The 25,587-nt window shown below is 72.1% G+C and carries 28 protein-coding genes and 1 riboswitch; of the genes, 11 read left to right on the forward strand and 17 right to left on the reverse strand.

All coding sequences use genetic code 11. The annotated features are described in order from the left end of the window. Position 1: 1 nt before the first annotated feature. Entirely contained in the window at positions 2–541 is a 540-nt protein-coding gene (locus AFM16_RS17950; RefSeq protein WP_078637004.1) for a hypothetical protein, read from the reverse strand. Between the two features lie 145 nt (positions 542–686). Here AFM16_RS17950 and AFM16_RS17955 point away from each other — a divergent pair, with 145 nt between their 5' ends. Beyond that, positions 687–2,333 (forward strand): DNA repair helicase XPB, encoded by a 1,647-nt coding sequence (locus AFM16_RS17955; protein ID WP_030785434.1) that lies wholly within the window; start codon positions 687–689, stop codon positions 2,331–2,333. A gap of 10 nt (positions 2,334–2,343) precedes the next feature. On the opposite strand, the gene AFM16_RS17960 is transcribed toward AFM16_RS17955, so the two are convergent. Then, entirely contained in the window at positions 2,344–2,793 is a 450-nt protein-coding gene (locus AFM16_RS17960) for a hypothetical protein (RefSeq protein WP_245177724.1), read from the reverse strand. A gap of 70 nt (positions 2,794–2,863) precedes the next feature. Further along, entirely contained in the window at positions 2,864–3,043 is a 180-nt protein-coding gene (locus AFM16_RS17965) for a hypothetical protein (RefSeq protein WP_030785439.1), read from the reverse strand. 269 nt (positions 3,044–3,312) lie between these two features. Here AFM16_RS17965 and AFM16_RS17970 point away from each other — a divergent pair, with 269 nt between their 5' ends. Continuing rightward, entirely contained in the window at positions 3,313–5,400 is a 2,088-nt protein-coding gene (locus AFM16_RS17970; protein WP_078633930.1) for a HelD family protein, read from the forward strand. Between the two features lie 479 nt (positions 5,401–5,879). Here AFM16_RS17970 and AFM16_RS17975 read toward each other — a convergent pair whose 3' ends face one another. Further along, positions 5,880–6,581 (reverse strand): copper homeostasis protein CutC, encoded by a 702-nt coding sequence (locus AFM16_RS17975; RefSeq protein ID WP_078633931.1) that lies wholly within the window; start codon positions 6,579–6,581, stop codon positions 5,880–5,882. Between the two features lie 96 nt (positions 6,582–6,677). Here AFM16_RS17975 and AFM16_RS17980 point away from each other — a divergent pair, with 96 nt between their 5' ends. After that, positions 6,678–7,322 carry an HD domain-containing protein gene (locus AFM16_RS17980; RefSeq protein ID WP_078633932.1) on the forward strand — a complete coding sequence of 215 codons (645 nt, stop codon included), beginning with the start codon at positions 6,678–6,680 and terminating at the stop codon, positions 7,320–7,322. Here AFM16_RS17980 and AFM16_RS17985 read toward each other — a convergent pair. Together AFM16_RS17985 and AFM16_RS17990 are read right to left on the reverse strand one after the other, a co-directional pair. Continuing rightward, the gene (locus AFM16_RS17985; protein WP_030785452.1) at positions 7,283–7,597 is read right to left on the reverse strand and encodes a DUF4031 domain-containing protein; all 315 of its coding nucleotides are present in this window, start codon (positions 7,595–7,597) and stop codon (positions 7,283–7,285) included. The two genes, AFM16_RS17980 and AFM16_RS17985, sit on opposite strands and share 40 nt — an antisense overlap. Beyond that, a complete protein-coding gene (locus AFM16_RS17990) occupies positions 7,594–7,989 on the reverse strand; it encodes a DUF8819 family protein (protein ID WP_030785455.1) in 396 nt (131 codons plus the stop codon). Before AFM16_RS17990 ends, AFM16_RS17985 begins: the two co-directional genes overlap by 4 nt. Positions 7,990–8,095: 106 nt before the next feature. Here AFM16_RS17990 and murQ point away from each other — a divergent pair, with 106 nt between their 5' ends. From murQ to AFM16_RS18005, 3 genes are all read left to right on the forward strand, one after another. Continuing rightward, the gene (murQ, locus tag AFM16_RS17995) at positions 8,096–9,040 is read left to right on the forward strand and encodes an N-acetylmuramic acid 6-phosphate etherase (RefSeq protein ID WP_078633933.1); all 945 of its coding nucleotides are present in this window, start codon (positions 8,096–8,098) and stop codon (positions 9,038–9,040) included. Positions 9,041–9,056: 16 nt separating this feature from the next. Continuing rightward, entirely contained in the window at positions 9,057–10,430 is a 1,374-nt protein-coding gene (locus AFM16_RS18000; protein ID WP_245177725.1) for a PTS transporter subunit EIIC, read from the forward strand. Positions 10,431–10,719: 289 nt separating this feature from the next. Next, a complete protein-coding gene (locus tag AFM16_RS18005; protein WP_030785465.1) occupies positions 10,720–11,289 on the forward strand; it encodes a hypothetical protein in 570 nt (189 codons plus the stop codon). A gap of 16 nt (positions 11,290–11,305) precedes the next feature. On the opposite strand, the gene AFM16_RS18010 is transcribed toward AFM16_RS18005, so the two are convergent. Both AFM16_RS18010 and AFM16_RS18015 read right to left on the reverse strand, forming a co-directional pair. Further along, positions 11,306–11,527, reverse strand: a complete 222-nt coding sequence (locus AFM16_RS18010) for a hypothetical protein (RefSeq protein WP_030785469.1) — start codon at positions 11,525–11,527, stop codon at positions 11,306–11,308. After that, positions 11,511–11,744 carry a hypothetical protein gene (locus AFM16_RS18015; RefSeq protein ID WP_030785472.1) on the reverse strand — a complete coding sequence of 78 codons (234 nt, stop codon included), beginning with the start codon at positions 11,742–11,744 and terminating at the stop codon, positions 11,511–11,513. Before AFM16_RS18015 ends, AFM16_RS18010 begins: the two co-directional genes overlap by 17 nt. A 114-nt stretch (positions 11,745–11,858) precedes the next feature. Here AFM16_RS18015 and AFM16_RS18020 point away from each other — a divergent pair, with 114 nt between their 5' ends. Both AFM16_RS18020 and AFM16_RS18025 read left to right on the forward strand, forming a co-directional pair. After that, complete coding sequence (locus AFM16_RS18020) at positions 11,859–12,698, forward strand: helix-turn-helix domain-containing protein (RefSeq protein WP_078637006.1); 840 nt, start codon at positions 11,859–11,861, stop codon at positions 12,696–12,698. After that, complete coding sequence (locus AFM16_RS18025; protein ID WP_030785476.1) at positions 12,682–12,879, forward strand: DUF397 domain-containing protein; 198 nt, start codon at positions 12,682–12,684, stop codon at positions 12,877–12,879. The genes AFM16_RS18020 and AFM16_RS18025 overlap by 17 nt, the downstream gene beginning before the upstream one ends. A gap of 15 nt (positions 12,880–12,894) precedes the next feature. On the opposite strand, the gene AFM16_RS18030 is transcribed toward AFM16_RS18025, so the two are convergent. Further along, on the reverse strand, positions 12,895–14,022 hold the full coding sequence (locus AFM16_RS18030) for an NADH:flavin oxidoreductase (RefSeq protein WP_030785478.1): 1,128 nt from the start codon (positions 14,020–14,022) through the stop codon (positions 12,895–12,897). 293 nt (positions 14,023–14,315) lie between these two features. Between AFM16_RS18030 and AFM16_RS18035 the strand changes: the two genes are divergently transcribed. Next, the gene (locus AFM16_RS18035; protein WP_078633934.1) at positions 14,316–15,212 is read left to right on the forward strand and encodes a glycerophosphodiester phosphodiesterase; all 897 of its coding nucleotides are present in this window, start codon (positions 14,316–14,318) and stop codon (positions 15,210–15,212) included. 126 nt (positions 15,213–15,338) lie between these two features. Here AFM16_RS18035 and AFM16_RS18040 read toward each other — a convergent pair whose 3' ends face one another. From AFM16_RS18040 to thrC, 5 genes are all read right to left on the reverse strand, one after another. Beyond that, positions 15,339–15,860 (reverse strand): hypothetical protein, encoded by a 522-nt coding sequence (locus AFM16_RS18040; protein WP_078633935.1) that lies wholly within the window; start codon positions 15,858–15,860, stop codon positions 15,339–15,341. 220 nt (positions 15,861–16,080) lie between these two features. Then, entirely contained in the window at positions 16,081–17,703 is a 1,623-nt protein-coding gene (gene groL / locus AFM16_RS18045) for a chaperonin GroEL (protein WP_030785488.1), read from the reverse strand. Positions 17,704–18,037: 334 nt separating this feature from the next. Continuing rightward, complete coding sequence (locus tag AFM16_RS18050; protein WP_007493268.1) at positions 18,038–18,244, reverse strand: cold-shock protein; 207 nt, start codon at positions 18,242–18,244, stop codon at positions 18,038–18,040. Positions 18,245–18,707: 463 nt separating this feature from the next. Next, positions 18,708–18,983 carry a ubiquitin-like small modifier protein 1 gene (locus tag AFM16_RS18055; protein WP_030785492.1) on the reverse strand — a complete coding sequence of 92 codons (276 nt, stop codon included), beginning with the start codon at positions 18,981–18,983 and terminating at the stop codon, positions 18,708–18,710. Next, entirely contained in the window at positions 18,980–20,263 is a 1,284-nt protein-coding gene (gene thrC, locus AFM16_RS18060) for a threonine synthase (protein ID WP_078633936.1), read from the reverse strand. The genes AFM16_RS18055 and thrC overlap by 4 nt, the downstream gene beginning before the upstream one ends. An 18-nt stretch (positions 20,264–20,281) precedes the next feature. After that, a riboswitch (SAM riboswitch) is annotated at positions 20,282–20,427 on the reverse strand. A gap of 169 nt (positions 20,428–20,596) precedes the next feature. Between thrC and AFM16_RS18065 the strand changes: the two genes are divergently transcribed. Together AFM16_RS18065 and AFM16_RS18070 are read left to right on the forward strand one after the other, a co-directional pair. Further along, on the forward strand, positions 20,597–21,541 hold the full coding sequence (locus tag AFM16_RS18065; protein ID WP_030785498.1) for a glucosyl-3-phosphoglycerate synthase: 945 nt from the start codon (positions 20,597–20,599) through the stop codon (positions 21,539–21,541). Positions 21,542–21,718: 177 nt separating this feature from the next. Next, positions 21,719–23,137, forward strand: a complete 1,419-nt coding sequence (locus AFM16_RS18070; protein WP_078633937.1) for an alpha,alpha-trehalose-phosphate synthase (UDP-forming) — start codon at positions 21,719–21,721, stop codon at positions 23,135–23,137. On the opposite strand, the gene otsB is transcribed toward AFM16_RS18070, so the two are convergent. Genes otsB through AFM16_RS18085 form a run of 3 tightly spaced genes read right to left on the reverse strand, consistent with a single transcriptional unit; the run spans position 23,125 to position 25,528 of the window. Then, positions 23,125–23,997, reverse strand: coding sequence for a trehalose-phosphatase (otsB, locus tag AFM16_RS18075; RefSeq protein WP_078633938.1), 873 nt, complete (start codon positions 23,995–23,997; stop codon positions 23,125–23,127). The two genes, AFM16_RS18070 and otsB, sit on opposite strands and share 13 nt — an antisense overlap. 20 nt (positions 23,998–24,017) lie before the next feature. Then, a complete protein-coding gene (locus tag AFM16_RS18080) occupies positions 24,018–24,248 on the reverse strand; it encodes a DUF3263 domain-containing protein (RefSeq protein ID WP_030785507.1) in 231 nt (76 codons plus the stop codon). Between the two features lie 56 nt (positions 24,249–24,304). Next, the gene (locus tag AFM16_RS18085; protein ID WP_051780392.1) at positions 24,305–25,528 is read right to left on the reverse strand and encodes an ABC transporter substrate-binding protein; all 1,224 of its coding nucleotides are present in this window, start codon (positions 25,526–25,528) and stop codon (positions 24,305–24,307) included. Between the last annotated feature and the right edge of the window lie 59 nt (positions 25,529–25,587).

A 25,587-nucleotide genomic window follows, 5' to 3' on the forward strand; every position in this document is an offset into this window, starting at 1 on the left:
CCTAGCAGTCCCCGACCGGCGCGTCCGCGGACAGCTCGAAGTGATCGCGGGCGGCCGTCTCCAGGGCGTCCGTGTCCGCGTCGCCGTCCAGGCGGGACGCCGCGAGGGCGCCGAAGTGGGCCTTCTCCCAGGCGCCGTGGCCCGCGCCGTCCGGGGGCTCCTCCAGGGAGACGACCCGGTAGGAGCCCGCCGTGTCCCGCTCCAGGCGGATCACCTTCGGCACCTGCGCGCCGCCGCACTCCTGGAGGGCGCCGTCGCGGACGCCGTACTCCATGCACAGGGTGTCGACACCGGCCCGCACCCGGTTGCCGTCCTCGCGCAGGAACACCTCCCGCGCCTGGCAGAACCAGCGCGCCCGCAGCTCGGACAGCTCCGCGTCGGGAACGTCCCACCGCGCGTCGGCGACCAGCCGCGCCTCGATCGCGGGCCGCACCGCGTCCCACAGGCCGGTGTCCCCGGTCGTCCCGCGCGCCCACGCCCCGGTCGCCACCAGCACCACCACGGCCCCGACACCGGGCCCCCAGACGCGCACGGAACTCACCACAAGCCCCTCCCCGAGCCACACGCACTGCACGGCTTCCCCTGAGAAGACCGCCGAAAGGGGTCCGGGGTTGCATCGGGCGTACTCCGACACGCCCATGGGGCACACTGGACGTTTGGCCGTGCGGAAAGGATGTGCGTACGACGTGAACGGACCGCTGATCGTGCAGTCGGACAAGACCCTGCTGCTGGAGGTCGACCACGAGCGGGCCGACGACTGCCGTCGGGCCATCGCGCCGTTCGCCGAGCTGGAGCGGGCGCCGGAGCACATCCACACCTACCGGGTGACGCCGCTGGGGCTGTGGAACGCGCGGGCCGCCGGGCACGACGCGGAGCAGGTGGTGGACGCGCTCGTCGAGTACAGCCGCTATCCGGTGCCGCACGCGCTGCTCGTGGACATCGCGGAGACGATGGACCGCTACGGCCGGCTGACGCTGTCCAAGCACCCCGCGCACGGACTGGTCCTGACGACCACCGACCGGCCGGTGCTGGAGGAGATCCTGCGCTCGAAGCGGGTCGCCCCGCTGGTCGGCGCCCGGATCGACCCGGACACCGTGGCCGTGCACCCGTCCGAGCGCGGGCAGATCAAGCAGACGCTGCTGAAGCTGGGCTGGCCGGCCGAGGACCTCGCCGGGTACGTGGACGGCGAGGCGCACCCGATCGAACTGGCCGAGGACGGCTGGGCGCTCCGGCCGTACCAGAAGCAGGCGGTGGAGAACTTCTGGCACGGCGGCAGCGGTGTCGTGGTGCTGCCCTGCGGCGCGGGCAAGACGCTGGTCGGCGCCGGGTCGATGGCCCAGGCGAAGTCGACCACGCTGATCCTCGTCACCAACACGGTCTCGGCGCGGCAGTGGAAGCACGAGCTGGTGAAGCGGACCTCGCTCACCGAGGACGAGATCGGCGAGTACAGCGGTACGAAGAAGGAGATCCGCCCGGTCACCATCGCCACCTACCAGGTGCTGACGACCAGGCGGAAGGGCGTCTACCCGCACCTTGAGCTGTTCGACTCCCGGGACTGGGGCCTGATCGTCTACGACGAGGTGCATCTGCTGCCCGCGCCGGTCTTCAAGTTCACCGCCGACCTCCAGGCGCGGCGGCGCCTCGGCCTGACGGCGACCCTGGTGCGGGAGGACGGCCGTGAGTCCGACGTCTTCTCCCTCATCGGGCCGAAGCGGTTCGACGCGCCGTGGAAGGAGATCGAGGCGCAGGGGTACATCGCGCCCGCCGACTGCGTCGAGGTCCGGGTCAACCTCACCGACTCCGAGCGGCTGGCGTACGCGACCGCCGAGGCGGAGGAGAAGTACCGCTTCTGTGCGACGACGGCGACGAAGCGGAAGGTGACGGAGGCGATCGTGCGCCGGTTCGCCGGGCAGCAGATCCTCGTCATCGGGCAGTACATCGACCAGCTCGATGAACTCGGCGAGCATCTGAACGCGCCCGTGATCAAGGGCGAGACGTCCAACGCGCAGCGCGAGCGGCTCTTCGACGCCTTCCGGGAGGGCGAGATCAGCGTGCTGGTGGTGTCGAAGGTCGCGAACTTCTCCATCGACCTGCCGGAGGCGACGGTCGCCGTCCAGGTGTCGGGCACCTTCGGCTCCCGCCAGGAGGAGGCGCAGCGCCTCGGCCGGGTGCTGCGGCCCAAGGCGGACGGCCACCAGGCCCACTTCTACTCGGTGGTCGCCCGGGACACCATCGACCAGGACTTCGCGGCCCACCGGCAGCGCTTCCTGGCGGAGCAGGGGTACGCGTACCGGATCATGGACGCGGACGAACTGCTGGCGGAGGAGAGCTGAGGGACCTCGTTCACGGCGCCGGCAGGGTGAAGACCAGCAGGAGCACGAAGAGCGGCGGCAGCAGCGAGACGGCGGACAGCCAGATCCGGGTGACCGACCAGCGGCGGGTCCAGGGCAGCGCCCAAGCGGTGACCCAGGCCCCCAGGGTGAGGAAGCCGCCGAAGAACAGGGTGCCGTAGATCAGGGACAGGGACGTCGTCAGGGCCTCGGAGCAGTGGTCGGGGCCGCAGCCGTCGGTCGCCATGGCGGAGAGTCCGCCGAGCAGCAGCGCGGTCGGGCACAGCAGGGCCAGCAGCACGGTGGCGACCGTCGGGGCGATCCACGCCATCGGGTCGCGGTGGTCGCGCGGGGCGACGGGTACGGCCGCCACCGCGTAGGCGGGGTGGGCCGCGGGGGCGAAGTAGGCCGGGTGCGGCTGCGGGGCCGCCGGGGGGCGACCGGCGAAGGGCTGTGGGCTCATACGGCCAGTGAAGCCGCGCAGCCCCGCCCCCCGCACCGGCGCGGATACTCAGACCGGCGCGTGTACATACTCAGCGGCGGCGGACGCCCGCCTCCTCGCCGTACTCGCCGAGGATGATCACGTCGAAGGCGGCGCCCGCGAAGACTCTGATCGCGCGCAGGGCGTCACCGAGGGGGTGCCGGTGGGCGTGGGTGAGGGGTGTCGCACCGGACGGGCGACCGGGGGCCGGGGTGATGGTCGCTGCACTCATGTCTCCATGGTGCGCGCACGGGCATAAAGCGGGCATCGGTCGAAGGTCCCCACTTGGCGTACTACCTGGGTACGGCCGTGGGGCCGTTCTCCCCTACGGGTCGTAGGGCCGGCCTCTCGGGGTGCCGGGAAATGCGTTGGCGCGCATCTCGCCGCTCACCTAGAATCTCCGCTCTTGCCCGCCTCCCGTCGGAGTGCCGTCGTCCGGACGGAAACCGGACGGCATCGCCGTAGCCCAGCCCGTTCTCAGCCCGGCCCGGAGGCACCCCCTTGTCCACGCCGTCCACGCCCACGCCCATCGACGACGACCCTCTCGGCCGGGAACGCGCCCATCTCTCGTCCTCCCGGGCCGCCCTGCGGGCCATGCGGGAGGACGTCGAGTCGCTCGACATCAGCGACGTCACGGCGAACTGGGTCAACGCGCAGATCCTGGGCCGCCAGATCGAGGACCGCATCAGGGCGCTCGCCGACCTCAGTGACGCCCCGCTGTTCTTCGGCCGGCTCGACTATCTGCACGCGCCCGGCGCCGAGCGGGCCGAGGGCGCGGAGGGGGAGCGCCCGCGGCCGGAGGCCGCTGATCAGAAGCTGTACATCGGGCGTCGGCATGTGCACGACGAGGACGGCGACCCGATGGTCATCGACTGGCGCGCGCCGGTGTCGCAGCCGTTCTACCGGGCCTCGAAGAAGGACCCGATGGACGTCGGGCTGCGGCGCCGCTTCGGCTACACCGGCGGTGACCTGACCGCGTACGAGGACGAGCACCTCTCCGACCCGGAGGAGGGCGCCCGCACCAGCCGACTGCTCCAGCAGGAGATCGAGCGGCCGCGTGTCGGTCCGATGCGGGACATCGTCGCGACGATCCAGCCGGAGCAGGACGAGATCGTCCGTTCCGGGCTGGGCGGGACCGTGTGCGTGCAGGGCGGGCCGGGGACCGGGAAGACGGCGGTCGGCCTGCACCGGGTCGCCTATCTGCTGTACGCGCACCGGGAGCGGCTGGCCCGCACCGGCACACTGGTCATCGGGCCGAACCGGTCCTTCCTGCACTACATCGAGCAGGTGCTGCCCGCGCTGGGCGAGCTGTCGGTGCGGCAGGCGACGGTCGACGATCTGGTGGCCCATGTGGAGGTGCGGGGCGCGGACGACGCGGACGCGGCGGTCGTGAAGGGCGACGCGCGGATGGCGGAGGTGGTCCGGCGGGCCGTCTACGCGCACGTCACGCTGCCCACCGAGCCGGTCGTGGTGGTGCGCGGATCCCGGCGGTGGCGGGTGCCGGCGTACGAACTGGAGGAGATGGTCCGCGAGTTGCTCGACCGGGACATCCGGTACGGCGCCGCCCGGGAGGCGCTTCCGCAGCGGATCGCGCACGCGGTGCTGGTGCAGATGGAACGTTCCGGTGAGGCGCCGGACGACCGGGTGCAGGACGCGGTCGCGCGCAACAGCGCGGTGAAGGCGGCGGTGAAGGCGGTCTGGCCGCCGGTCGATCCGGCGAAGCTGGTGCTGCGGCTGCTCACGGACACGGAGTTCCTCGCGGAGCACGCGGCGGGGATCCTCACCGAGGAGGAGCAGAAGACGATCCGGTGGGCGAAGCCGGTGCGGTCGGTGAAGTCGGCGCGGTGGTCGGCCGCGGACGCGGTGCTGATCGACGAGGCGACGGACGTCGTCGAGCGCACGCCCTCGCTGGGGCATGTCGTCCTGGACGAGGCGCAGGACCTCTCCCCCATGCAGTACCGGGCCGTGGGCCGCCGCTGCACCACCGGCAGCGCGACGGTCCTCGGCGACCTGGCGCAGGGCACGACGCCGTGGGCGACGCGCGGCTGGGCGGAGGCGCTGGGCCATCTCGGCAAGCCGGATGCGGTGATCGAGGAGCTGACGGCCGGTTTCCGCGTCCCGACGGACGTCATCACGTACGCCTCCCGCCTGCTGCCCCACATCGCGCCCGGTCTCACCCCGGTCGCCTCGGTCCGGGAGAACCCGGGCTTCTTCGAGCTGCGGCCGGTCTCGGACCCCGCCGAGGTCGTCGCCGCCTGCGAGGAGCTGCTGCGCCACGAGGGCTCGACCGGACTGATCGCGGCCGACACCCGGATCCCGGTCCTCGCCGAGGCCCTCGCGGCGGCGGGCATCCCCGCGCTGTCCCCCGGCGAGGAGACCACCCACGACACCCGCCTCACCCTGGTCCCGGCGTCCCTGGCCAAGGGCCTGGAGTACGACTACGTGGTCCTGGACGACCCCCGGGCCATCGTCACCGCGGAACCCGACGAACGCACGGGCCTGCGCCGCCTGTACGTCACCCTGACCCGAGCGGTCTCGGGGCTTACGGTGACCCACACGTCCCCGTTGCCGGACCAGCTCGGGGTCTGAACGACGGGACGCCCGGCGCGCTGCCCGACGGGGGCGTCAGGTGCGCTGCCCGACGAGGTGCCCGGGCGGGACGGTGCCGGCCGGGTGCCACAGGGTGCCCGACAGGTCGAGCCGTGACAGCACCCCATACACCGCACGCACCGGCCCGCCGGAACAACTCGCGTCCGAGGCACGGCACTTGACGGCTCCGCCGACACAACGCGCGGGCTGCGCGCCACGTCGGCCCGCACGCCCCTCCAGGCGGCCCCGCCGACACAGCCAGAAGCAGCCAGAAGGCTGCCGCTCCGGGGGGGGCGACACACTGCGCCACGGGGGCCCGGTGCGCGGTACCACGGGGAACCCCGCGCACCACGTCCCGCGACCCCGCCGAACACCCCGGCGGCTGAGCCCCGCCAGGGCGCCCGGTGTCCCGCCCGACCTGTCGGCCCCCGCGTCGCATCACGTGGCCGCCCTGTCGGAGGCGTCCCGGCCGGACCCGGCTACGGCGTCGGCGGGGTGTCCAGGGCCGTACGCCATTCCCGTACCGCCTCCGACGAGACCGGCCCCGTCCAGCCGTCGGGGCGGGCCGCGCCGCCGATGTGGAAGGCGGTGATGCCCGCCGTGCGGAGGGTGGGGACGTGGGAGAGGTGGAGGCCGCCGCCGACGAGGAGGTGCTGCTCGTAGCCCTGTTCGCCGGTGCGGGCCGCTTCGGCGAGGAGGGTCGGGAGGCCCTCGTCGACGCCGGTCGCCGCGCCGGCGGTCAGGTAGGTGTCGAGGCCGGGCAGGCCGTCCACCTGCTTGCGCAGGGTGTCGCGGTCGGCGGCGTGGTCCAGGGCCCGGTGGAAGGTCCAGGGGCTGCCGTCCAGTTCGGCGACGATCCGCTCCAGCGCGGCCAGGTCGGGCCCGCCGTCGGCGTCGAGGAAGCCGAGCACGAACTCCTCGGCACCGGCCGACCGCAGGTCACGCGCGGCGCGCGCGAGCCGGTCGACGTCCCCCGCCGCGAAGCCGTCCGCCAGCCGCAGCATCACCCGCAGCGGGATGCCGACGGCGGCCCTGATCGCGGCGAAGACCTCGACGGGCGGGGTGAGTCCGTCCGCGGCCATGTCGGTGACCAGCTCCAGCCGGTCCGCGCCTCCCGCCTGCGCGGCGACGGCGTCCTCGGCGTCGAGGGCGATCACCTCCAGAACTGCACGCTCGCTCATGGAACCCCATTCATCGACGTCGGCTACGGCATCGGACACCCGCACGATAGGTCTAAACCAATTCAAGGGTATCCCCGTCCGCGCGACAATGAGGCCATGGCCGATCTAGACGCGCTGCGCGCCCGTTTCGCCGACACCCTCCAGGCAGCCCGCGACCACCGCGAGGGCCCCGGCCCGGAGCCCTACGCCGACCGTCTCCTGACCCGCTGGCAGGAGCCGCAGCGCCACTACCACACGCTCACCCACCTCACCGCGGTCCTCGACCACGTGGACACGCTGGAGGCGTACGCCACCGACCCGGCCGCCGTCCGGCTGGCCGCGTGGTTCCACGACGCCGTGTACCTGCCCGACCGCTCCGAGAACGAGGAACGCTCCGCCCGGCTCGCCGAGCGCGCCCTGCCGGAGGCCGGCGTCTCCGACGCCCGAACGGCCGAGGTCGCCCGGCTGGTCCGGCTCACCGTCACCCACGACCCCGCCGACGACGACCGCGACGGCCAGGTCCTGTGCGACGCCGACCTCGCGATCCTCGCCGCGCCGCCGTCCGCGTACGCCGCCTACACCGCCGCCGTGCGCGAGGAGTACCACTTCGTGCCGAACGACGCCTTCCGCGCCGGCCGCTCCGCGATCCTGCGCCGACTCCTCGACCTGCCACGGCTGTTCCACACCCCGTACGGCGCCGCCGAGTGGGAGCCGACGGCCCGCTACAACCTGCGCGGCGAACTGGACCTGCTGGCCTCCTGACCCCGGCCCCGGCCGCCACCGCCCTTGCGCCGCCGCAGCCCCGCCGCGTGCAGCAGCCGCACCACCTCACGGCTGCCCACCTCCACCGCACCGGCAGCGACCAGTTCGGCGTACCGGTGGGAGGGGATGTCGTAGTGGTCCCGCTCGAAGGCGCGCCGGGGCACGCCCGACTCCTCGGCGAACGCGTGCAGTTCGTCGTAGGAGACGTCGCTGACCAGGTGGGACCACATCCGCCCGTGCCCCGGCCAGTCCGGCGGGTCGATGTAGACCGTCACGACGGGGACGATCCGCCGAGGGCCGCGCCCAGCGCGCCCACCGCCGCGACCTTCACGCCCGCCTGGTGGCACACCCAGTGCGGATCGGGGCCCAGCTCCGGCTCCACGTCCAGCGCGTGCGGGTCGCCCGAGCCGCACACCGGGCACAGCGGCCAGCGCCCGTACCGCTCCAGCAGCGCGTCCTGCACGTCCTGCGCGACCAGCCCGGCCACATAGGGCATGCCGTCCGGCCACTGCTCCACCCACCAGCGCCGCTGCACCACCGAGTCCTCGACCATGGACACCACGTCCGGCGCGGCGACCTGGTGCGCGGCCAGATCGGCCAGGACGAGGGCGCGCGCGGCGTGCAGCGTCCGCTCCAGGGGGCTCGGCAGGTCGGCGGAGGGATCCATGTCCCCATTGTGCGCGGTCTCGACCGCTCCCCGAAGAACGGAGGCGAAACGAAGGCGAAGGAAGGCGAAGGAAGGCGAAGGAAGGCGAAGGAAATACATTTCAGGAATGACCTCCCTCACCCCCTCCGACGCCCCCGACGGTCTCCGCGCCGAGCTGGACTCCCTGCCCACCGAGGCGTTCCGGCCGGACCTCGCCGAGATCGACCGGATGTCCACCCTCGACATCGCCCGGCTGATGAACGGCGAGGACAGCGCCGTACCCGCCGCCGTCGCGACCCAGCTCCCCCGGATCGCCGCCGTGATCGACGCCGTCGCCGAGCGGATGGCCCGGGGCGGCCGGCTGGTCTACGCCGGGGCCGGGACGGCAGGACGGCTCGGGGTGCTCGACGCGTCCGAGTGCCCGCCGACCTTCAACACCGCCCCCGGTCAGGTCGTCGGCGTCCTCGCGGGCGGCCCCGCCGCGCTGGTGACGTCGGTGGAGGGCGCGGAGGACTCCCGGGAGCTGGCCGCCGAGGACCTCACCGCACTCCGGCTGACCTCGGACGACACGGTGATCGGCGTCTCCGCCTCGGGCCGCACCCCGTACGCGATCGGCGCCGTGGAGCACGCGCGGGCCCAAGGCGCGCTGACCGTCGGGCTGGCCTGCAACCCGGACAGCGCGCTGGCCGCGGCCGCCGAGCACCGTGTCGAGGTGGTGGTCGGCCCCGAGCTGCTCACCGGCTCCACTCGGCTGAAGGCGGGCACGGCCCAGAAGCTGGTGCTCAACATGATCTCGACGATCACGATGATCCGGCTGGGCAAGACGTACGGGAACCTGATGGTCGACGTCCGCGCCTCCAACGACAAGCTGCGCGCCCGCTCCCGGCGGATCGTCGCGCTCGCCACGGGCGCGCCGGACGCGGAGATCGAGGCGGCGCTCACGGCCACCGGCGGTGAGGTGAAGGACGCGGTCCTGGTGCTGCTGGCCGGGGTGGACGGTCCGTCCGCCGCCCGCCTTCTGGAGGAGTCCGGCGGTCATCTGCGCGCCGCGCTCGGCGCGTCGGGCGGCTGACCCGCACGCTCGGGAGGTGCCTATCGACGCCTCCACCACCGCCAGCGCGATCCTGCCGCTCGTCGGCGGCCCCGCGAACGTCACCTCCGTCACCCACTGCATGACCCGGCTGCGGCTGGCCCTGGCCGACCCCGACCTGGTGGACGACGCCGCGCTGCGGGCCCTGCCCGGCGTGCTCGGCCTCGTCCGGTCCGACGACACCTGCCAGGTGGTGCTGGGCCCAGGGGTCGTCACCCGGGTGACGGCCGAGTTCGAACGCCTGGTGGTCACGGCCCCACCCGTCGGCGCCGCTCGTGGGGGGCCGCTGAAGGGGGTGCTACGACGCCTCGCCGGGGTGTTCGTCCCGCTGATCCCGGCGCTGATCGGCTGCGGGATCCTGGCCGGGCTGAACGGCCTGCTGGTCAACGCCGGGCTGCTGCCGGGCCTCACCCCCGCCCTGGCCGCCGTAGCCGCCGCGTTCATGGCGCTGATCGCGGTGTTCGTCGGCTACAACACGGCGAAGGAGTTCGGCGGCACGCCGGTGCTGGGCGGCGCGGTCGCGGCGATCGTCGTCTACCCCGGGGTGGCGAAGGTGACGGCGTTCGGGGTGACGCTCTCCCCGGGCCAGGGCGGGGTCCTGGGCGCGCTGGCCGCCGCGCTCCTCGCGACGTGGGTCGAGAAGCGGTGCCGGGGCCGGGTCCCCGACGCGCTGGACGTGCTGCTGACCCCGGCGGTGACGGTCCTCGTCGCGGGCCTGGGCACGCTGTACGGGATCATGTGGGCGGCCGGCGCGGTGTCCTCGGCGATCGGCACGGCGGCGAACTGGCTGCTGGCGACGACCGGTGCGTTCGCCGGGCTGGTCCTCGGCGGGCTGTTCCTGCCGCTGGTGATGCTCGGCCTGCACCAGGCCCTCATCCCCATCCACACCACCCTCATCGACCAGCAGGGCTACACCGTCCTGCTGCCGGTGCTGGCGATGGCGGGCGCGGGGCAGGTCGGCGCGGCGGTGGCGGTGTACGTCCGGCTGCGACACGACGCGCCCCTCGGCACCACGCTGCGGACGACGATCCGCTCGGCCCTCCCGGCGGGCCTGCTGGGCGTCGGCGAGCCGCTCATCTACGGCGTCTCGCTCCCCCTCGGCCGCCCCTTCCTCACCGCCTGCGCGGGCGGCGCGGCGGGCGGGGCGTTCGTGGGCTTCTTCGCCATGCTCGGCGACCGCGTCGGCGCGACGGCGATCGGCCCGTCGGGCTGGGCCCTGTTCCCCCTCCTCTCCGGCAACCGCGGCCTGGGCATCACCACCGCCATCTACGCGGGCGGCCTGGCCACGGGCTACGCAGTCGGCTTCGCCGCGACGTACGCCTTCGGCGGGGTGAGAGCGGCGGCGGCACGCGGGGTGCCTGCGGCGGGGTGAGGGCGGCGGTCGCGCGACGTACGGTGCCTTCGACGGGGTGAGGGCGGCGGTCGCGATACGCGTACGGTGCCTGCGGCGGGGTGAGGGCGGGCGGCCGCGGCCCGCACGGCGCCCGGTTTCCGAGGCGGCTCTCCCCCACGCCGGCGTTTCGGCGGGGTGAGGGCAGCGGTCGCGACACGCACGGCGCTACGGCGGGGCGAGGGCGGCTGCGGCCCGCACGGCGCCCGGTTCCTGAGGCGGCTTCCCACCGCCGCCCCCGCCCTCGGAGCCGCCCCCTACCCTTGGTGCCATGAACCACGCCCAGCTCACCGCCCTGGGCCGTGCCCTCCGGCTGCTCGGGGAGCACGGTGACGCCCTGACCTCCGACACCCCCGACGCCCGGCTGCACGAGTTCAGGACCGACCTGCGGCGCGCCCTGGAGCTGCTGGACGAGAGCGTCGGCGCCGCCGCCCCCACCACCCGCTGCGCCGAGCACCCGAACGGCCCCGTGGACGAGGCCGCCCCCGACCTGTGCCTGCTCTGCGAGACCCGCCGCCGCGCGGCCCGCCGCGCCGAGTTCAACGGCCCCGCACCGCAGCCCGCGCACACCCAGGCCGCCCCCTCCCGGTACGGCACCAGCGCCGACCGCCCGCAGCCCCAGCAGCGCTGGCTGCCGGAACTGTGGAACGGCCAGGAGTGGCAGCTCTGCGGAACCCCGCGCCGCGACCGCCGCGAGGCCGAGCTGTACCTCGCCGCCCTGCGCCGCGGCTCGCGCCCCGCGATGGCCTACCGGCTGGTGCACGAGTTCACCGACTACGAGGTACTCCGCATCTGGGGCGAGCCCCGCCGGGTCGACATCGAACCCCTGGGCAACCTGTAGGACCGTTTCCGGCGCCTCAGGGCAACCGCCCCTCCCGGTTCAGGCGCCGTACCCGTGCCCTGAGCACCTCCCCCGGGGGCGCCTCCCGGAGGGACTCCGGTGGGCAGTCCCACTCGCGGCCGCCGCCGATGGGGCGCAACTGGACGTAACCGCCCTCGTTCCCCATCACCTCACCGATCCGCCCGTCCCGCACGTCCACCGCGTACGGGCGCCGCGGTCGCTCACGGCCGTCCGTCATCACCGGCCGCCTCCCGCAGTACGCCGGCCAGCCGCGCCGCGACCAGCGGGTGACACCGGCCGAGGTCCACGAGCGCGAAGGGCTGCGCACCCGCCTCGGTCACCGGGTCGACCCGCAGCGACGGCAGGACGACACCGACGCCGCGCAACGCCTCGCGCAGCCGCTCCACCGCCTCCTCCGTGGACCCGATCCGCTCACCGACCGCTCTCTCGACCACGCCGTTCCCTCCACGCTGAGTTTCCTTTTCACCACACAGCGTGGCTACGGCGCCTCTAACCTGGCCAGATACGGCGCCCCAACAACGGTGGTTGTGCGACGAGGAGTTGCTGCCATGCCCGGACCGAAGGACCTCGACCCGTCGTCGTCCCCCCGCGCCCTGCTCGGCGCCGAACTCCGCCACGCCCGCGAGAAGTCCGGCCTCAGCCAGGAGGAACTGGGCCAACGGCTGTTCGTGAGCGGCTCGTTCATCGGCCAACTGGAGGCCGGGACGAGACGGATGCAACCGGAGTACGCACGGCTGCTGGACGAGGCGTTGGGGACGGACGACTTCTTCTCGCGGAACTGCGCGGCCGCGGCCAAGTCCCGGTACCCGGAGCACTTCGCCGAGGCGGCCGACGCGGAAGCCATGGCCGCGGCCATTCGCGAGTACGCGCCCATGCTGATCCCTGGGCTGCTCCAGACAGCCGCGTACGCACGCGCCGTGAACCGCGCCTACGACCCCACCGCGCACGAGGACACGGTCGAGGAGTGGGTGGACGGCCGGATGGCACGGACCCGGCTGCTCGACGATCCAACAAAGCCCTTGTTGTGGGTGGTCCTTGACGAAGCGGCACTGCGCCGGGTGACCGGCGGCCGAGCCGTGATGGCGGAGGCCCTGCATCACGTCGCGGACCTCGTCCGCCGACATCGGGTGATCATGCAGGTGCTCCCGTTCGACGCGGGGGCGCACACGGCGATGCAAGGCTCGCTGAAACTCATGGACTTCGAGGACGCCCCTCCGGTGGTCTACTTCGAAGGGGTCCGCACCGGACGGCTGGAGGACGACCCCGCCACGGTCGCCCAGGCCAGGTTCACCTACGAACTTCTCACCGCCTCCGCACTTCCGCCGTCGAAGTCGCTGGCCATGCTCGAGATGCTGGCGCAGGATTACGCGCATGAGGAACATCCCTGACCGCACGGCCGCCTGGCGCAAGTCGACGTACAGCGGGGGCGGCGGCGACGACTGCCTCGAAGTCGCCGACGGACACGCCCCCTTCACCCCCGTCCGCGACTCCAAAACCCCCCTCGGCCCGAAACTCCTGTTCCGGGCCGAGGCATGGTCCGCCTTTGTCGAGGGCCTCAAGAAGGGCTGACGCAGGTCACGCGATTCAGCTCAGCGTGCGCAGCGCCGCCGCGTCGTACGGGGCCAGTTCGTCCAGGCGGCCCGCGAGGACCTTGGCGGCCCATTCCGGGTCCTGGAGCAGCGCGCGGCCGACGGCGACGAGGTCGAACTCGTCGGCCTCCAGGCGGTCCAGGAGGTCGTCCAGGCCGCGCGTGCCGGAGCCCTCGCCGACGAACGCCCGCAGGAACTCGCCGTCGAGGCCGACCGAGCCGACGCTGATGACCGGCTTGCCGGTGAGCTTCTTGGTCCAGCCCGCGAGGTTGAGGTCGGAGCCGTCGAACTCCGGGACCCAGTAGCGGCGCGTGGAGGCGTGGAAGGCGTCGACACCGGCGGCGGCGAGCGGGGTCAGGATGGCCTCCAGCTCCTCCGGGGTCTCGGCGAGCCGGGCGTCGTACGCCTCCTGCTTCCACTGGGAGTAGCGGAAGAGGACGGGGAACTCGGGCGAGACCGTCTCACGGACGGCGGCCACGATCTCGGCGGCGAACTTGGTGCGGGCGACCGCGTCACCGCCGTAGGCGTCGGTGCGGCGGTTGGTGCCGGCCCACAGGAACTGGTCGACGAGGTAGCCGTGGGCGCCGTGGATCTCGACGCCGTCGAAGCCGATGCGCTCGGCGGCGGCCGCGGCCTCGGCGAACGCGCCGATGACGTCGTCCAGATCGCGCTGGGTCATGACGCGGCCGGTGCCCTCGGTGCCGTCCACCCGGATGCCGGAGGGGCCGACGGCGGGCGCGTCCGCGACCGGCGGGTCGCCCTGCTTGCGCACCATGCCGATGTGCCAGAGCTGCGGCACGATCGTGCCGCCCGCCGCGTGGACGTCCTCGGCGACCTTCGCCCAGCCCGCGAGCTGCTCCTCGCCGTGGAAGCGGGGCACCCGGTCGCTCTGCCCGGCGGAGTCGTGCCCGACGTAGGTCCCCTCGGTGACGATCAGACCGACCCCGGCGGCGGCGCGGCGGGAGTAGTACGACGCCACGTCCGCGCCGGGGATGCCGCCCGGGGAGAACATGCGCGTCATCGGCGCCATCGCGATGCGGTTCGGGACGGTCAGGCCGTTGATCGACACCGGCCGGGACAGGATCTCGGCGGCACGGGTGGTGCTGGGCTGGGTGACGCTCACGTGGGGGCTCCTCGTACGGGTGACCAGGTGGTATGTGCACATGCATCAAGTGCTGCGCGTACGTCAACCAGCCCGGCGGGCGGAGCATTCCGGTTCTGCCCGCCGCGCTCCCTGTGATCCCCCACACGCCCGCTCCGGACGCCGCCATTGGCTGCCTATTTGCCGACAATTCGCCCGCTGTTCAGCGTAGTTCGCACCGCTTCCCGCATGGTCCAACTCCGCTGGGCACACCGTCCGGACCCCGCCAAGACTCGTGCTGCACCCGAGCCGCACGATCCGAAAGGCGCCCCCTCATGCCCATACACCGCTTCGCGACGACGTCCGCCGCCCTGGCCCTGGCGTCCGCCGCCCTCCTCCTCACCGCCGGCCCCTCCCCCGCGACCGCCGCGGCGGCCCCGGCCACGCCGCTGATCATCGGCCACCGCGGGGCGGCCGGACTCGCCCCCGAGAACACCCTGGAGGCCGTCGACCGCGCCGACCGCGCGGGGGTGGACTGGGTCGAGGTGGACGTGCAGCGCAGCAAGGACGGCGTCCTCGTCCTCATGCACGACCAGGACCTCGTCCGCACCACCGACGCCCGCACGGTCTTCCCCGGCCGCGCCCCCTGGAAGGTCGGCGACTTCACCTACGCCGAACTGAGCCGGCTGCGCGCGGGAGCCTCCCCCGCGTGGAAGGGCACCGGCTACGCGTCCGCCCGCATCCCCACCCTGGGGCAGCTCCTCGACCGGCTCGACCGCAACGGCCAGGGGCTGCTCCTGGAGGTCAAATGGCCGGGCAACTTCCCCGGCGTCACCCAGGACATCCTGAGGACCCTCGACCGGAAGGGCTGGCTGGACACCCACCACATCGACAAACGCCTCTACGTGATCAGCTTCCAGGCCGCCGCCCTGAAGGACGTGCACCGGCGGCGGCCCGCCGTCCGGCTCGGCATCTGCGACGAGACCCCGACGACCGGCGAGCTGGCGTCGTACGCCCGCTTCGTCGACGTCGTCAACCCGGATCAACGCGGCCTGACCCGGACGTACGTCGACCGGGCACACGCCCTCAAGGGCACCCACGGACGGCCGCTGAAACTGTGGCCGTGGACGGTGAACACCGCGGCACCGGCCCGCACCCTCGCCGCCTGGGGCGTGGACGGCATCACCACCGACGTCCCCGGCACGATCGGCCGCGCCGTCGGCCGGGGCTGACACCGCACGGACCCGGAGGACGGACACAGGCCGCGGGCCCGGCACCCGCTCTCGCGCGCGCCGGGCCCGCGGCCCTCAACCCTTGGCCCTCAACCCTTGGCCCTCGGCCCTCGGCCGGAAGCCGTGTCAGGTGTTCTTGGTCTCGGTGTACGAGTCCGCGACCGTCACCTTGGCGTAGGAGTTGGAGACGGCGCAGCTACGGAACTGGTGCGAGACGGCCACCTGGTAGACCCGCTTCTTGATGCCGATCTTGTAGGAGACCCGCTTGCGGGCGGGCACGACGATCATGGTCGTCTTGCCCTTGGCGATGGACACGCCCGCCTCGACCGACACACCCATCTTGCTGTTGATCTCCGCCACGGCGATGTCGATCTTGCCGCCGATCTCCCCGCTGACGGTGCCCTTCAGGCTGGCGCTGACCTCCGCGCTGATGCTCTCGCGCACCGAGGCGCTGCTGCGGCGGTTGTCGATGGTCCCCGACGCCACCACCTTGTGCCAGGTGGACGAGATCTCCGTGTACTTGCGCTTGTAGACGTCGTCGCAGTCCGGGTGCGCGGCGGCCGGCGACGCCGACAGCCCCATCAGCCCACCGGCGAACACGGCCGAGGCGGCGGTGGCCGTGACGAACTTGCGCGTGGAAGTGCGCATGGTGTTTCCCCCTGTTGTTCTGTTGTGCTGCCCCGGCCTGGTCGGTGCCGGTGCGGTCCCCCAGAAACTAGCCACCGGCGGGCCCCGGCCACCACGTTTTTGATCAAGATCTGAGGTGGCTGCCGGAACCCGCCCCGCCAGGGGGAACGCCCGAGGGCGGTACCCCCGTGTCACAGGGGTACCGCCCTCGGTCAGACGTCGATCAACCGGAACCGGTCGATCAGAAGTCCATGTCACCGCCCGGCATGCCGCCGCCGGCCGGGGCCGCGGCCTTCTCCGGCTTGTCGGCGATGACGGCCTCGGTGGTGAGGAACAGCGCGGCGATCGACGCGGCGTTCTGGAGCGCGGAGCGCGTCACCTTGGCCGGGTCGATGATGCCTTCCTTGACCAGGTCGACGTACTCGCCGGTCGCGGCGTTCAGACCGTGGCCCGGGGTCAGGTTGCGCACCTTCTCCACCACGACACCGCCCTCGAGGCCGGCGTTGACGGCGATCTGCTTGAGCGGGGCCTCCAGCGCGATGCGCACGGCGTTGGCGCCGGTCGCCTCGTCACCCTCGAGGTCCAGCTTCTCGAAGACGGAGGACGCCTGGATGAGCGCCACGCCACCACCGGCGACGATGCCCTCCTCGACGGCGGCCTTCGCGTTGCGGACGGCGTCCTCGATGCGGTGCTTGCGCTCCTTGAGCTCCACCTCGGTGGCGGCACCGGCCTTGATGACGGCCACGCCGCCCGCGAGCTTCGCCAGGCGCTCCTGGAGCTTCTCGCGGTCGTAGTCCGAGTCGCTGTTCTCGATCTCGGCGCGGATCTGGTTCACGCGGCCCGCGACCTGCTCCGAGGAGCCGGCGCCGTCGACGATGGTGGTCTCGTCCTTGGTGATGACGACCTTGCGGGCCTTGCCCAGCAGGTCGACGGTCGTGTTCTCGAGCTTGAGACCGACCTCCTCGGAGATGACCTCGCCGCCGGTGAGGATGGCGATGTCGTTCAGCATCGCCTTGCGGCGGTCGCCGAAGCCCGGGGCCTTGACCGCGACGGACTTGAAGGTGCCGCGGATCTTGTTGACGACCAGGGTCGACAGGGCCTCGCCCTCGACGTCCTCGGCGATGATCAGCAGCGGCTTGCCCGACTGCATGACCTTCTCCAGGAGCGGGAGCAGGTCCTTGACGTTGGCGATCTTGGAGTTCGCGATCAGGATGTACGGGTCGTCGAGGACGGCCTCCATACGCTCCATGTCGGTGGCGAAGTACGCCGAGATGTAGCCCTTGTCGAAGCGCATACCCTCGGTGAGCTCCAGCTCCAGACCGAAGGTCTGGGACTCCTCGACGGTGATGACGCCTTCCTTGCCGACCTTGTCCATGGCCTCGGCGATCAGCTCGCCGATCTGGGTGTCGGCGGCGGAGATGGAGGCCGTCGAAGCGATCTGCTCCTTGGTCTCGACATCCTTCGCCTGCTCGAGGAGGGCACCGGAGACGGCCTCGACGGCCTTCTCGATACCGCGCTTGAGGGCCATCGGGTTGGCGCCGGCGGCCACGTTGCGCAGACCCTCGCGCACCAGGGCCTGGGCCAGGACGGTCGCGGTGGTCGTACCGTCACCGGCGACGTCGTCCGTCTTCTTGGCGACTTCCTTGACCAGCTCGGCGCCGATCTTCTCGTACGGGTCCTCGAGCTCGATCTCCTTGGCGATGGACACACCATCGTTGGTGATCGTGGGGGCGCCCCACTTCTTCTCGAGGACGACGTTGCGGCCCTTGGGGCCGAGCGTCACCTTCACGGCGTCCGCGAGCTGGTTCATGCCGCGCTCGAGGCCGCGCCGCGCCTCCTCGTCGAACGCGATGATCTTGGCCATGTGAAGTGGTCCCTCCAGGACTGGGGGTGATTCTTCGGACCGCGCCCGCGCCCGCGACGGACGGCTCGCCGACCCGTGGTTCCTTGCCCCACTTGGCCTGCGGGCCTCACCGACCCGGTCCTTCGTTGTCACTCTCACCTTCAGAGTGCTAACGCCAATGATTAGCACTCGGCATGGTCGAGTGCAAGCGCCTCTCACGGACGGGCCCGGCCCGTCGCCGGAGGGCGGAGGGTCCGCGGGCATGCCGAAGGGCCCGCACCCCTGGAGGCGCGAGCCCTTCGAAGATGAAACAGAAGATGAAACAGAAGAACGACGCTGTCAGTCGGCGCGTGCTTCAGCCGGTCGCCAGTCGGACCATGTCCGCCTGCGGCCCCTTCTGGCCCTGCGAGATCTCGAAATCGACCCGCTGACCCTCTTCCAGGGTGCGGTATCCGTCCATCTGGATCGCGCTGTAGTGGACGAAAACATCCGCACCACCGTCGACCGCGATGAAGCCGTACCCCTTCTCCGCGTTGAACCACTTGACGGTGCCCTGAGCCATGCCTAACTCCCCTATTACTGGCCCTTGCACAGATCCACACTTCGCGGATCCGGGTCAGACCTCACCCCCCAGTTGGTTGGGGGCGTGCGCCGGAACGCGTCGACCGCGGCTGAATGTATCTGTCCAACTGCCGTCTGCAACAGGTCAGTCGGACGAGAATTCCGGACGCACCCGATCCGGAATGTGGCGAGAATTCGCCAGAATTCAGGGCAAGTCGGGCCCGGCAAATGCCGCAAATGCCACGCAAGAGGCACGCACTTTGGCTACTTCTTGTCGGACGCGCGGCAGCGAAGAAAGACTCCGGATCAGGGTTTCGCGACCCGGTTCCCCAACTGTACCGCGCTCAATCACACAGAATTGCCCCCTCCGCTTCTCTTACGGAGGGGGCAATTCGATGAACGCTCGGTAATCGCTGTTACCGACGGTTACTACCGGCGGGTACTGAACGCCGGTCAACCACCGGTCAGCCGCCGGCGACGGCCGGGATGATCGAGACGCCGGCACCGTCCGGGGTCGCCGTCTCCAGGCCCTGCTCGAAGCGGACGTCGTCGTCGTTGACGTACACGTTGACGAACCGGCGCAGCTTGCCCTGGTCGTCCAGGACGCGGGCGGCGATCCCGGTGTGGTTCTTCTCCAGGTCGGAGATGACCTCCCCGAGGGTCGCCCCGTCGGCGGACACCTCGGCCTGCCCACCGGTGTAGGTGCGCAGGATGGTGGGGATGCGAACGGTCACGCTCATGCGAGGCCAGCCTCTCGGAAGGAGTCGAGGTTCGGACGGATGGTGGCGGTGAGGCCGGTGCCGGCCACCGCGTCGAGGGTCTTGAGGCCGTCGCCCGTGTTCAGGACGACCGTGGTCTTCGCCGGGTCCAGCAGGCCGTTCTCGATGAGCTTGCGGGTGACGCCGACGGTGACCCCGCCCGCCGTCTCCGCGAAGATCCCCTCGGTCCGCGCCAGCAGCTTGATCGCGTCCACGATCTGCTCGTCGGTCACGTCCTCCACCGCGCCGCCGGTGCGCCGGGCGATGTCGAGGACGTACGGGCCGTCCGCCGGGTTGCCGATGGCGAGCGACTTGGCGATGGTGTCCGGCTTCTGCGGCCGTACGACGTCATGGCCGGCCTTGTAGGCCACGGACACCGGCGAGCAGCCCTCGGCCTGCGCGCCGAAGATCTTGTACGGCCTGTCCTCGACGAGCCCCAGCTTGATCAGCTCCTGGAGGCCCTTGTCGATCTTCGTGAGCTGGGAGCCGGAGGCGATCGGCACCACGAGCTGGTCGGGCAGCCGCCAGCCGAGCTGCTCGCAGATCTCGTACGCCAGCGTCTTGGAGCCCTCGGCGTAGTACGGCCGCAGGTTGACGTTGACGAAGCCCCAGCCCTCGCCGGCGGTGTCGCCGATCAGCTCGGAGCAGAAGCGGTTCACGTCGTCGTAGTTGCCCTCGATGCCGACGAGTTCACCGCCGTAGACCGCGGCCATGACGACCTTGCCCTGCTCCAGGTCGTGCGGGATGAACACGCAGGAGCGGAAACCGGCGCGGGCCGCGGCGGCGCCGACCGCGCCCGCGAGGTTGCCGGTGGAGGAGCAGGACAGGGTGGTGAAGCCGAAGGCGCGCGCGGCCTCGATGGCCTGCGCGACGACGCGGTCCTTGAAGGAGTGCGTCGGGTTGCCGGAGTCGTCCTTCACGTACAGGCCGCCGGTGACGCCGAGTTCGCGGGCCAGGTTGTCGGCCTTGACGAGGTGGGTCCAGCCGGGGTTGAGGTTCGGCTTGTCCGCCACGTCGGCCGGGACGGGCAGCAGCGGGGCGTAGCGCCAGATGTTCGCGGGTCCCGCCTCGATGCGCTTGCGCAGCTCCTCGGTGTCGTAGGAGGAGAAGTCGTACGCGATCTCGAGCGGGCCGAAACACTCCTCGCAGGCGAAGAGCGGGCCGAGGGGCACGCGGTGGCCGCACTCGCGGCAGCTCAGCGCGGCGGCGGGGCCCAGGTCGACCGTGGGATTCGTGGTGCTTGCAACAGTCTGCGCAGCCATGTGAGGCGAGGCCCTTTCTCCTCATCTTCCTCACGACGCATCTCGCCGTGAGACGGATTTGGCACCTTCCCTCGCCGGGAGCCTCGCGTGTGGTGAACGAGACCGGTCTAGGTGGGTTGCCGGGGCTTCATCGGGCCGTATCCCTCTGCCCCTCTGGATGAGCGGTATTCAGTTGTGAACGCCGGCGACCCCGGACATGCGATGGTCACCCGCGTTGTTCAAGACTGTAACCGAAGGCCAGGACAGTTGAGATAGTCGTCCGAACCGCGAGATGGATCACACGGTCACCCCCCGTGCACCCGGTGTGATCACGACAGTGAGGAGCCGCAGACCGTGCTGGAAGAAGTCGAGCGCTGGCTGACCACCCGCTCCTGGTCCCTGGCCGATCGCCCGCTGCACCGGATCATGGCCGCGAAGCGGGCCACGGGTCAGTCGGTCTCCGTGGTCCTGCCCGCGCTGAACGAGGAGGAGACGGTCGGCGACATCGTCGCGATCATCCGTCACGACCTCATGCAGCAGGTCCCGCTGGTCGACGAGATAGTCGTCGTCGACTCGGGGTCGACCGACCGCACCGCCCAGGTGGCGGCCGCGGCGGGCGCCCGGGTCGTCCACCGGGACACCATCCTGCCGAGCGTCCCCGCCGTGCCCGGGAAGGGCGAGGTGCTGTGGCGCTCCCTGCTCGTCACGAGCGGGGACATCGTCTGTTTCATCGACGCCGACCTCAGGGAGTTCTCCTCCGACTTCGTCTCGGGCATCGTGGGCCCCCTGCTCACCGACCCGGGCGTGGACCTCGTCAAGGGCATGTACGACCGTCCGCTCGCCGGTGCCGCGGGCCAGGGCGGCCGGGTGACCGAGCTGATGGCCCGGCCGCTGCTCAACATGCACTGGCCGCAGCTCGCCGGGTTCGTGCAGCCGCTGGGCGGCGAGTACGCGGCCCGCCGCGGCCTGCTGGAACAGCTCCCCTTCCCCGTCGGCTACGGCGTCGAGCTGGGCATGCTGGTCGACGCCCTGCACCTGGTGGGCCTCGACGCGCTCGCCCAGGTCGACGTGGGGGTGCGCAAGCACCGCCACCAGGACGGCCAGGCCCTCGGCCGGATGGCGGCGGCGATCTACCGCACGGCCCAGCTCCGCTTGGCCCGCGGCCACCTGATCCGCCCGTCCCTCACCCAGTTCGAACGCGGCCCGTCCGGCTTCGAACCCCACACCTACTCGGTCGACATGGAGGAACGCCCCCCGATGGCGGAGATGGCGGAGTACCAGTCCCGCAAGGTCGCGTAACCCCCCGGCCCCGGAACCGGCCCACCGCCACGGACCCCTCGGGCGAGGCCCACCGTCCCCCCACCCGCGTAACACGCCCCGCCCGCCGTATACGGCCCCGGACACGGCCTGATACGGACCCTCCGCTCGTCGTGACCGTACGTTTGAGCGTTTCCGTGGCGGGCTAGGTTGAGGCGTATGGCTACCACGCACGATGCTGCCGCTGCTCGGGGTGCCCAGGTGCTGGTCGCGTCCAATCGCGGGCCGGTCTCCTACACCGTTCGTGAGGACGGTTCGCTGGACGCGAGACGGGGAGGCGGCGGGCTGGTCTCCGGGCTGTCGGCGATCGGGCCGGACGCGGGCGCCCTGTGGGTCTGCTCCGCGCTCTCCGACGGCGACCGCGAGGCCGTCCGGCGCGGGGTCGGCGAGGAGGGCGTGCGGATGCTGCCCGTCCCGGCCGACGTGCACGCCGACGCCTACAACGGCATCGCGAACTCCGTGCTCTGGTTCATCCACCACCTGCTGTACCAGACCCCGCTGGAGCCGGTCTTCGACGCGGAGTTCCGGCGCCAGTGGGCGTCGTACGAGATCTACAACCGGGCCTTCGCCGAGGCGCTGGCGGAGGAGGCGGCCCCGGGGGCGGCGGTCCTGGTGCAGGACTACCACCTGTGCCTGGTGCCGGGGATGCTCCGCGAACTCCGCCCCGACCTGCGCATCGGCCACTTCTCGCACACCCCGTGGGCCCCGGTGGACTACTTCGCGCTGCTCCCGTCGGACATCCGCGAGCAGTTGCTGCGCGGCATGCTCGGCGCGGACCGGCTGGGGTTCCTCACCCGGCGCTGGGCGGACGCCTTCACCGCCTGCGCGGCGGAGTTCGCCGGGGGTACGGGAAGCACCCGGGTGGGCGTCCACGGCCTCGGCGCCGACGCCGACTTCCTGCGGGAGCGCGCGCACCGCCCGGACGTCGAGGAACGGATCACCGCCCTCCGCGAGGAGATCGGCGGCACGGACCGCAGGACCATCGTGCGCGTCGACCGCACCGAGCTGTCCAAGAACATCGTGCGCGGCCTGCTGGCCTACCGGCAGCTCCTCGACGACCACGAGGAGTGGCGCGAGCGCGTCGTCCACGTGGCCTTCGCCTACCCCTCCCGGCAGGACCTGGCCGTCTACCGCGACTACACGGCCGAGGTGCGGCGCCTGGCCACGGAGATCAACAAGACGTACGGCACCCCCGGCTGGACCCCGGTCGTCCTGCACGTCAAGGACGACTTCGCCCGCTCCCTGGCCGCCTACCGCCTCGCGGACGTGGCCCTGGTCAACCCGATCCGGGACGGGATGAACCTGGTCGCCAAGGAGATCCCGGTGGTCTCCGACGAGGGCTGCGCGCTGGTGCTGTCCCGGGAGGCGGGCGCCTACTGGGAGCTGGGCGAGGACGCCCTCGTCGTCAACCCGTACGACGTCCTGGAGACCGCCCGTGCCCTGCACGAGGCGCTGGGGATGGGGCCGGAGGAGCGGGCCGAGCGCACCAAACGACTGGCGGCGGCGGCGACCGCGCTGCCCCCGGCCCGCTGGTTCCTGGACCAGTTGGAGGCGCTGCGGGAGGGTCAGCCGGGCTGACCGGACCGGGCCGCCAGCTCCCGCAGCAGCGCCACGACCCCGGCGGGCCCGTCGACCACGAGGTCCGCGCGCTCCGCGAGTTCGGTGACCTCGGTGCTGCCACTGCACACCAGCAGGCCGGGGACGCCGTCGGCGCGGAGTTTCTCCACGGCGGCGAAGGCGGGCAGGTCGCCGAGGTCGTCCCCGGCGTAGAGGACCGACCCGGCGCCGGTCTCGCGGACGTGGTCGAGCAGGGCGACGCCCTTGTCCATGCCCGGCGGGCGCAGTTCGAGGACCATCCGGCCGGGCTCCACGATCAGCCCGTGCCGGGCGGCGAGGTCGCCGAGGGGCGCGCGCAGTTCCTCGAAGGCGGCCTGCGGGTCGTCGGCGCGCCGGGTGTGGACGGCGAGGGCCCGGCCGCCCTTCTCCTCGACCCGGACGCCCGGCCGGTCGCCGGCGGCGGCGAGGATCCCGGGGAGTTCGGCGCGGACGGCGGCGACACCCGGGTGCGGGGGCGGGGCGGTGAGGGCGCCGGTGCGGGCGTCCCATCGTTCGGCGCCGTAGTGCCCGAGGACGGTGAGGTGCTCAAGCCCCGGCACGCCCGCGAACCCGCCGTTGCGCACGGCGACCTCGGCGGGGCGGCCGGTGACGACGGCGACGGCGGCGACCTTCGGGGCCAGCGCGGTGAGCGCGGCGAGGGTGTCGGGGTGGGCGCGGGCGTCGTCGGGGTTCTCGACGATGGGGGCGAGGGTGCCGTCGAAGTCGAGTCCGACGAGGGTGCGGGAGGGCCGGGCGAGGATCGCGGCGAGGCCGTCCCGGCCGGCGGGGGTGGTGGGGGTGACGGGTGCGGGTTCCTTGGAGTGCGTCTCGTGGATGCCCATACGGCGACGATATCGGGAGGTCAGCGCTCGGCTCGCCGGGCCTCCCTGACGCGGCGCAGCCGGTTCACCGTGACGGGGTCGTGGGCCAGTGCCCGGGGATCGTCCAGGAGGGCGTTGAGGAGCTGGTAGTAGCGGACCGGGGAGAGGTCCAGCTCCTCACGGATGGCCCGTTCCTTCGCGCCGGGCCCGGGGAAACCGCGCCGCTCCAGGGCGAGGACGGCACGCTCGCGTTCCTCCAGCTCCGCTTCCATGCCCCGCACGGTATCCCCGGCCACCGACATCCGGCCCGCCGGCCCGCCCGGCTCGCTCACTCCCCGGCTTCGTTCTCCGCCCGTGAGGCCGTCTCCTGGAGGTCGCCCAGGACCGTGGCCGGGGAGCCGTTCGGGGTGACCGCGCGGCCTATCTCCTTCTTGATCTCCGCGCTGACCTGGGCCCACGAGGTCCGGCCGACCGGGTAGGTCTCGGAGAGCGCGAGTTCCTTGAGGAAGGGCCGCAGGTCGGCGTCCTCCTCGGCGGTGCTCATGACCTGGGAGGCGGAGTTGGTGACCGGCAGCAGGTCGTACTCGCGGGAGAAGGCGAGCACGTTCTCCTTGCTGTAGACGAAGTTGAGGAAGTCGCCGGCCTGCCGGGCGTGGCCGTTCTTGCGGAAGGCCATCATCCAGTCGGCGACGCCCATGGAGATCTTGGCGGGACCGTCCAGACCGGGCATCGGCACCATGCCGAACTTCACGCCCTTCTTCGCGGCCGCCTTCATCAGGGACGGGTGGCCGTTGAGCATGCCGACCTCGCCGTCGGTGAAGGCGGCGAAGGCGTCGGCGCGGTTCAGCTCACCGGGCGCCACCGGGCCGGTGAGGCCCTTGCCGACCAGCTCGTTCTTCAGCCAGCCGAAGGTGTCGACGTTCTCGGTGGAGTCGATGCTGTAGCTGCTGACGTTCTGGTTGTAGCCGCCGTTGCCGCTGAGCAGCCACTGGAGCGTCTCGGCCTGGGCCTCCTCGGGGCCGAGCGGCAGGGCGTAGGGGTACTTCACGCCGTTCTGCTTGAGGGCGGCGGCGTCCGCGGCGAGCTCCTCCCAGGTGGTCGGCGGGGTGAGGCCGGCCTTCGCGAAGAGGGTCTTGTTGTAGAAGAGCAGCCGGGTGGAGGAGGCGAACGGCATGCCGTACTGCACGCCGCGCACCTTGCCCGCGTCGGCGAGCTGGCTCACGAAGTCGGCCTGGACGGGGATGGAGAGCAGCTCGCCGGCCTTGTAGAGCTGGTCGGCGGCCACATAGTCGGCGTAGGCGCCGATCTGTGCCAGGTCCGGGGGGTCACCCGCGGCGACGCGTTCCTTGACCTTGGCGTCGACGTCGTTCCAGGAGTAGACGGTCACCTCGACGGTGACGTCCGGGTGCTGCTTCTCGTACGCCGTGACGATGGCGTCCCAGTACTTCTCGGAGCTGTTGGCCGCGGAGTCGCCGTAGTCGGCCGCGACCAGGTGGAGCGTGACGTGGTCGGAGCCCGACGTGAGTCCGCAGCCGGCGAGGACCGCGGCCATGCCCAGCGCGGACACCCCCGCGACCGTCCCGGCGATCGTTCCCGGCTTTCCTGTCCGCC

This window comes from Streptomyces antibioticus (assembly GCF_002019855.1).
GTDB classification, from domain to species: domain Bacteria; phylum Actinomycetota; class Actinomycetes; order Streptomycetales; family Streptomycetaceae; genus Streptomyces; species Streptomyces antibioticus_B.

What these genes read in the sequence shown, in the direction of transcription:
- AFM16_RS18020 (WP_078637006.1), top strand. Translation starts at nt 11,859, where the DNA reads ATGCCCGGACCGAAGGACCTCGACCCGTCGTCGTCCCCCCGCGCCCTG.
- AFM16_RS18070 (WP_078633937.1), top strand. Translation starts at nt 21,719, where the DNA reads ATGGCTACCACGCACGATGCTGCCGCTGCTCGGGGTGCCCAGGTGCTG.
- AFM16_RS18085 (WP_051780392.1), bottom strand. Translation starts at nt 25,528, where the DNA reads ATGGCCGCGGTCCTCGCCGGCTGCGGACTCACGTCGGGCTCCGACCAC.
- AFM16_RS18040 (WP_078633935.1), bottom strand. Translation starts at nt 15,860, where the DNA reads ATGCGCACTTCCACGCGCAAGTTCGTCACGGCCACCGCCGCCTCGGCC.
- AFM16_RS17980 (WP_078633932.1), top strand. Translation starts at nt 6,678, where the DNA reads ATGGCCGATCTAGACGCGCTGCGCGCCCGTTTCGCCGACACCCTCCAG.
- AFM16_RS18010 (WP_030785469.1), bottom strand. Translation starts at nt 11,527, where the DNA reads ATGACGGACGGCCGTGAGCGACCGCGGCGCCCGTACGCGGTGGACGTG.
- AFM16_RS18035 (WP_078633934.1), top strand. Translation starts at nt 14,316, where the DNA reads ATGCCCATACACCGCTTCGCGACGACGTCCGCCGCCCTGGCCCTGGCG.
- AFM16_RS18080 (WP_030785507.1), bottom strand. Translation starts at nt 24,248, where the DNA reads ATGGAAGCGGAGCTGGAGGAACGCGAGCGTGCCGTCCTCGCCCTGGAG.
- AFM16_RS17990 (WP_030785455.1), bottom strand. Translation starts at nt 7,989, where the DNA reads ATGGATCCCTCCGCCGACCTGCCGAGCCCCCTGGAGCGGACGCTGCAC.
- murQ (WP_078633933.1), top strand. Translation starts at nt 8,096, where the DNA reads ATGACCTCCCTCACCCCCTCCGACGCCCCCGACGGTCTCCGCGCCGAG.
- AFM16_RS17965 (WP_030785439.1), bottom strand. Translation starts at nt 3,043, where the DNA reads ATGAGTGCAGCGACCATCACCCCGGCCCCCGGTCGCCCGTCCGGTGCG.
- otsB (WP_078633938.1), bottom strand. Translation starts at nt 23,997, where the DNA reads ATGGGCATCCACGAGACGCACTCCAAGGAACCCGCACCCGTCACCCCC.
- thrC (WP_078633936.1), bottom strand. Translation starts at nt 20,263, where the DNA reads ATGGCTGCGCAGACTGTTGCAAGCACCACGAATCCCACGGTCGACCTG.
- AFM16_RS18025 (WP_030785476.1), top strand. Translation starts at nt 12,682, where the DNA reads ATGAGGAACATCCCTGACCGCACGGCCGCCTGGCGCAAGTCGACGTAC.
- AFM16_RS18055 (WP_030785492.1), bottom strand. Translation starts at nt 18,983, where the DNA reads ATGAGCGTGACCGTTCGCATCCCCACCATCCTGCGCACCTACACCGGT.
- AFM16_RS17975 (WP_078633931.1), bottom strand. Translation starts at nt 6,581, where the DNA reads ATGAGCGAGCGTGCAGTTCTGGAGGTGATCGCCCTCGACGCCGAGGAC.
- AFM16_RS18050 (WP_007493268.1), bottom strand. Translation starts at nt 18,244, where the DNA reads ATGGCTCAGGGCACCGTCAAGTGGTTCAACGCGGAGAAGGGGTACGGC.
- AFM16_RS18005 (WP_030785465.1), top strand. Translation starts at nt 10,720, where the DNA reads ATGAACCACGCCCAGCTCACCGCCCTGGGCCGTGCCCTCCGGCTGCTC.
- AFM16_RS17960 (WP_245177724.1), bottom strand. Translation starts at nt 2,793, where the DNA reads ATGAGCCCACAGCCCTTCGCCGGTCGCCCCCCGGCGGCCCCGCAGCCG.
- groL (WP_030785488.1), bottom strand. Translation starts at nt 17,703, where the DNA reads ATGGCCAAGATCATCGCGTTCGACGAGGAGGCGCGGCGCGGCCTCGAG.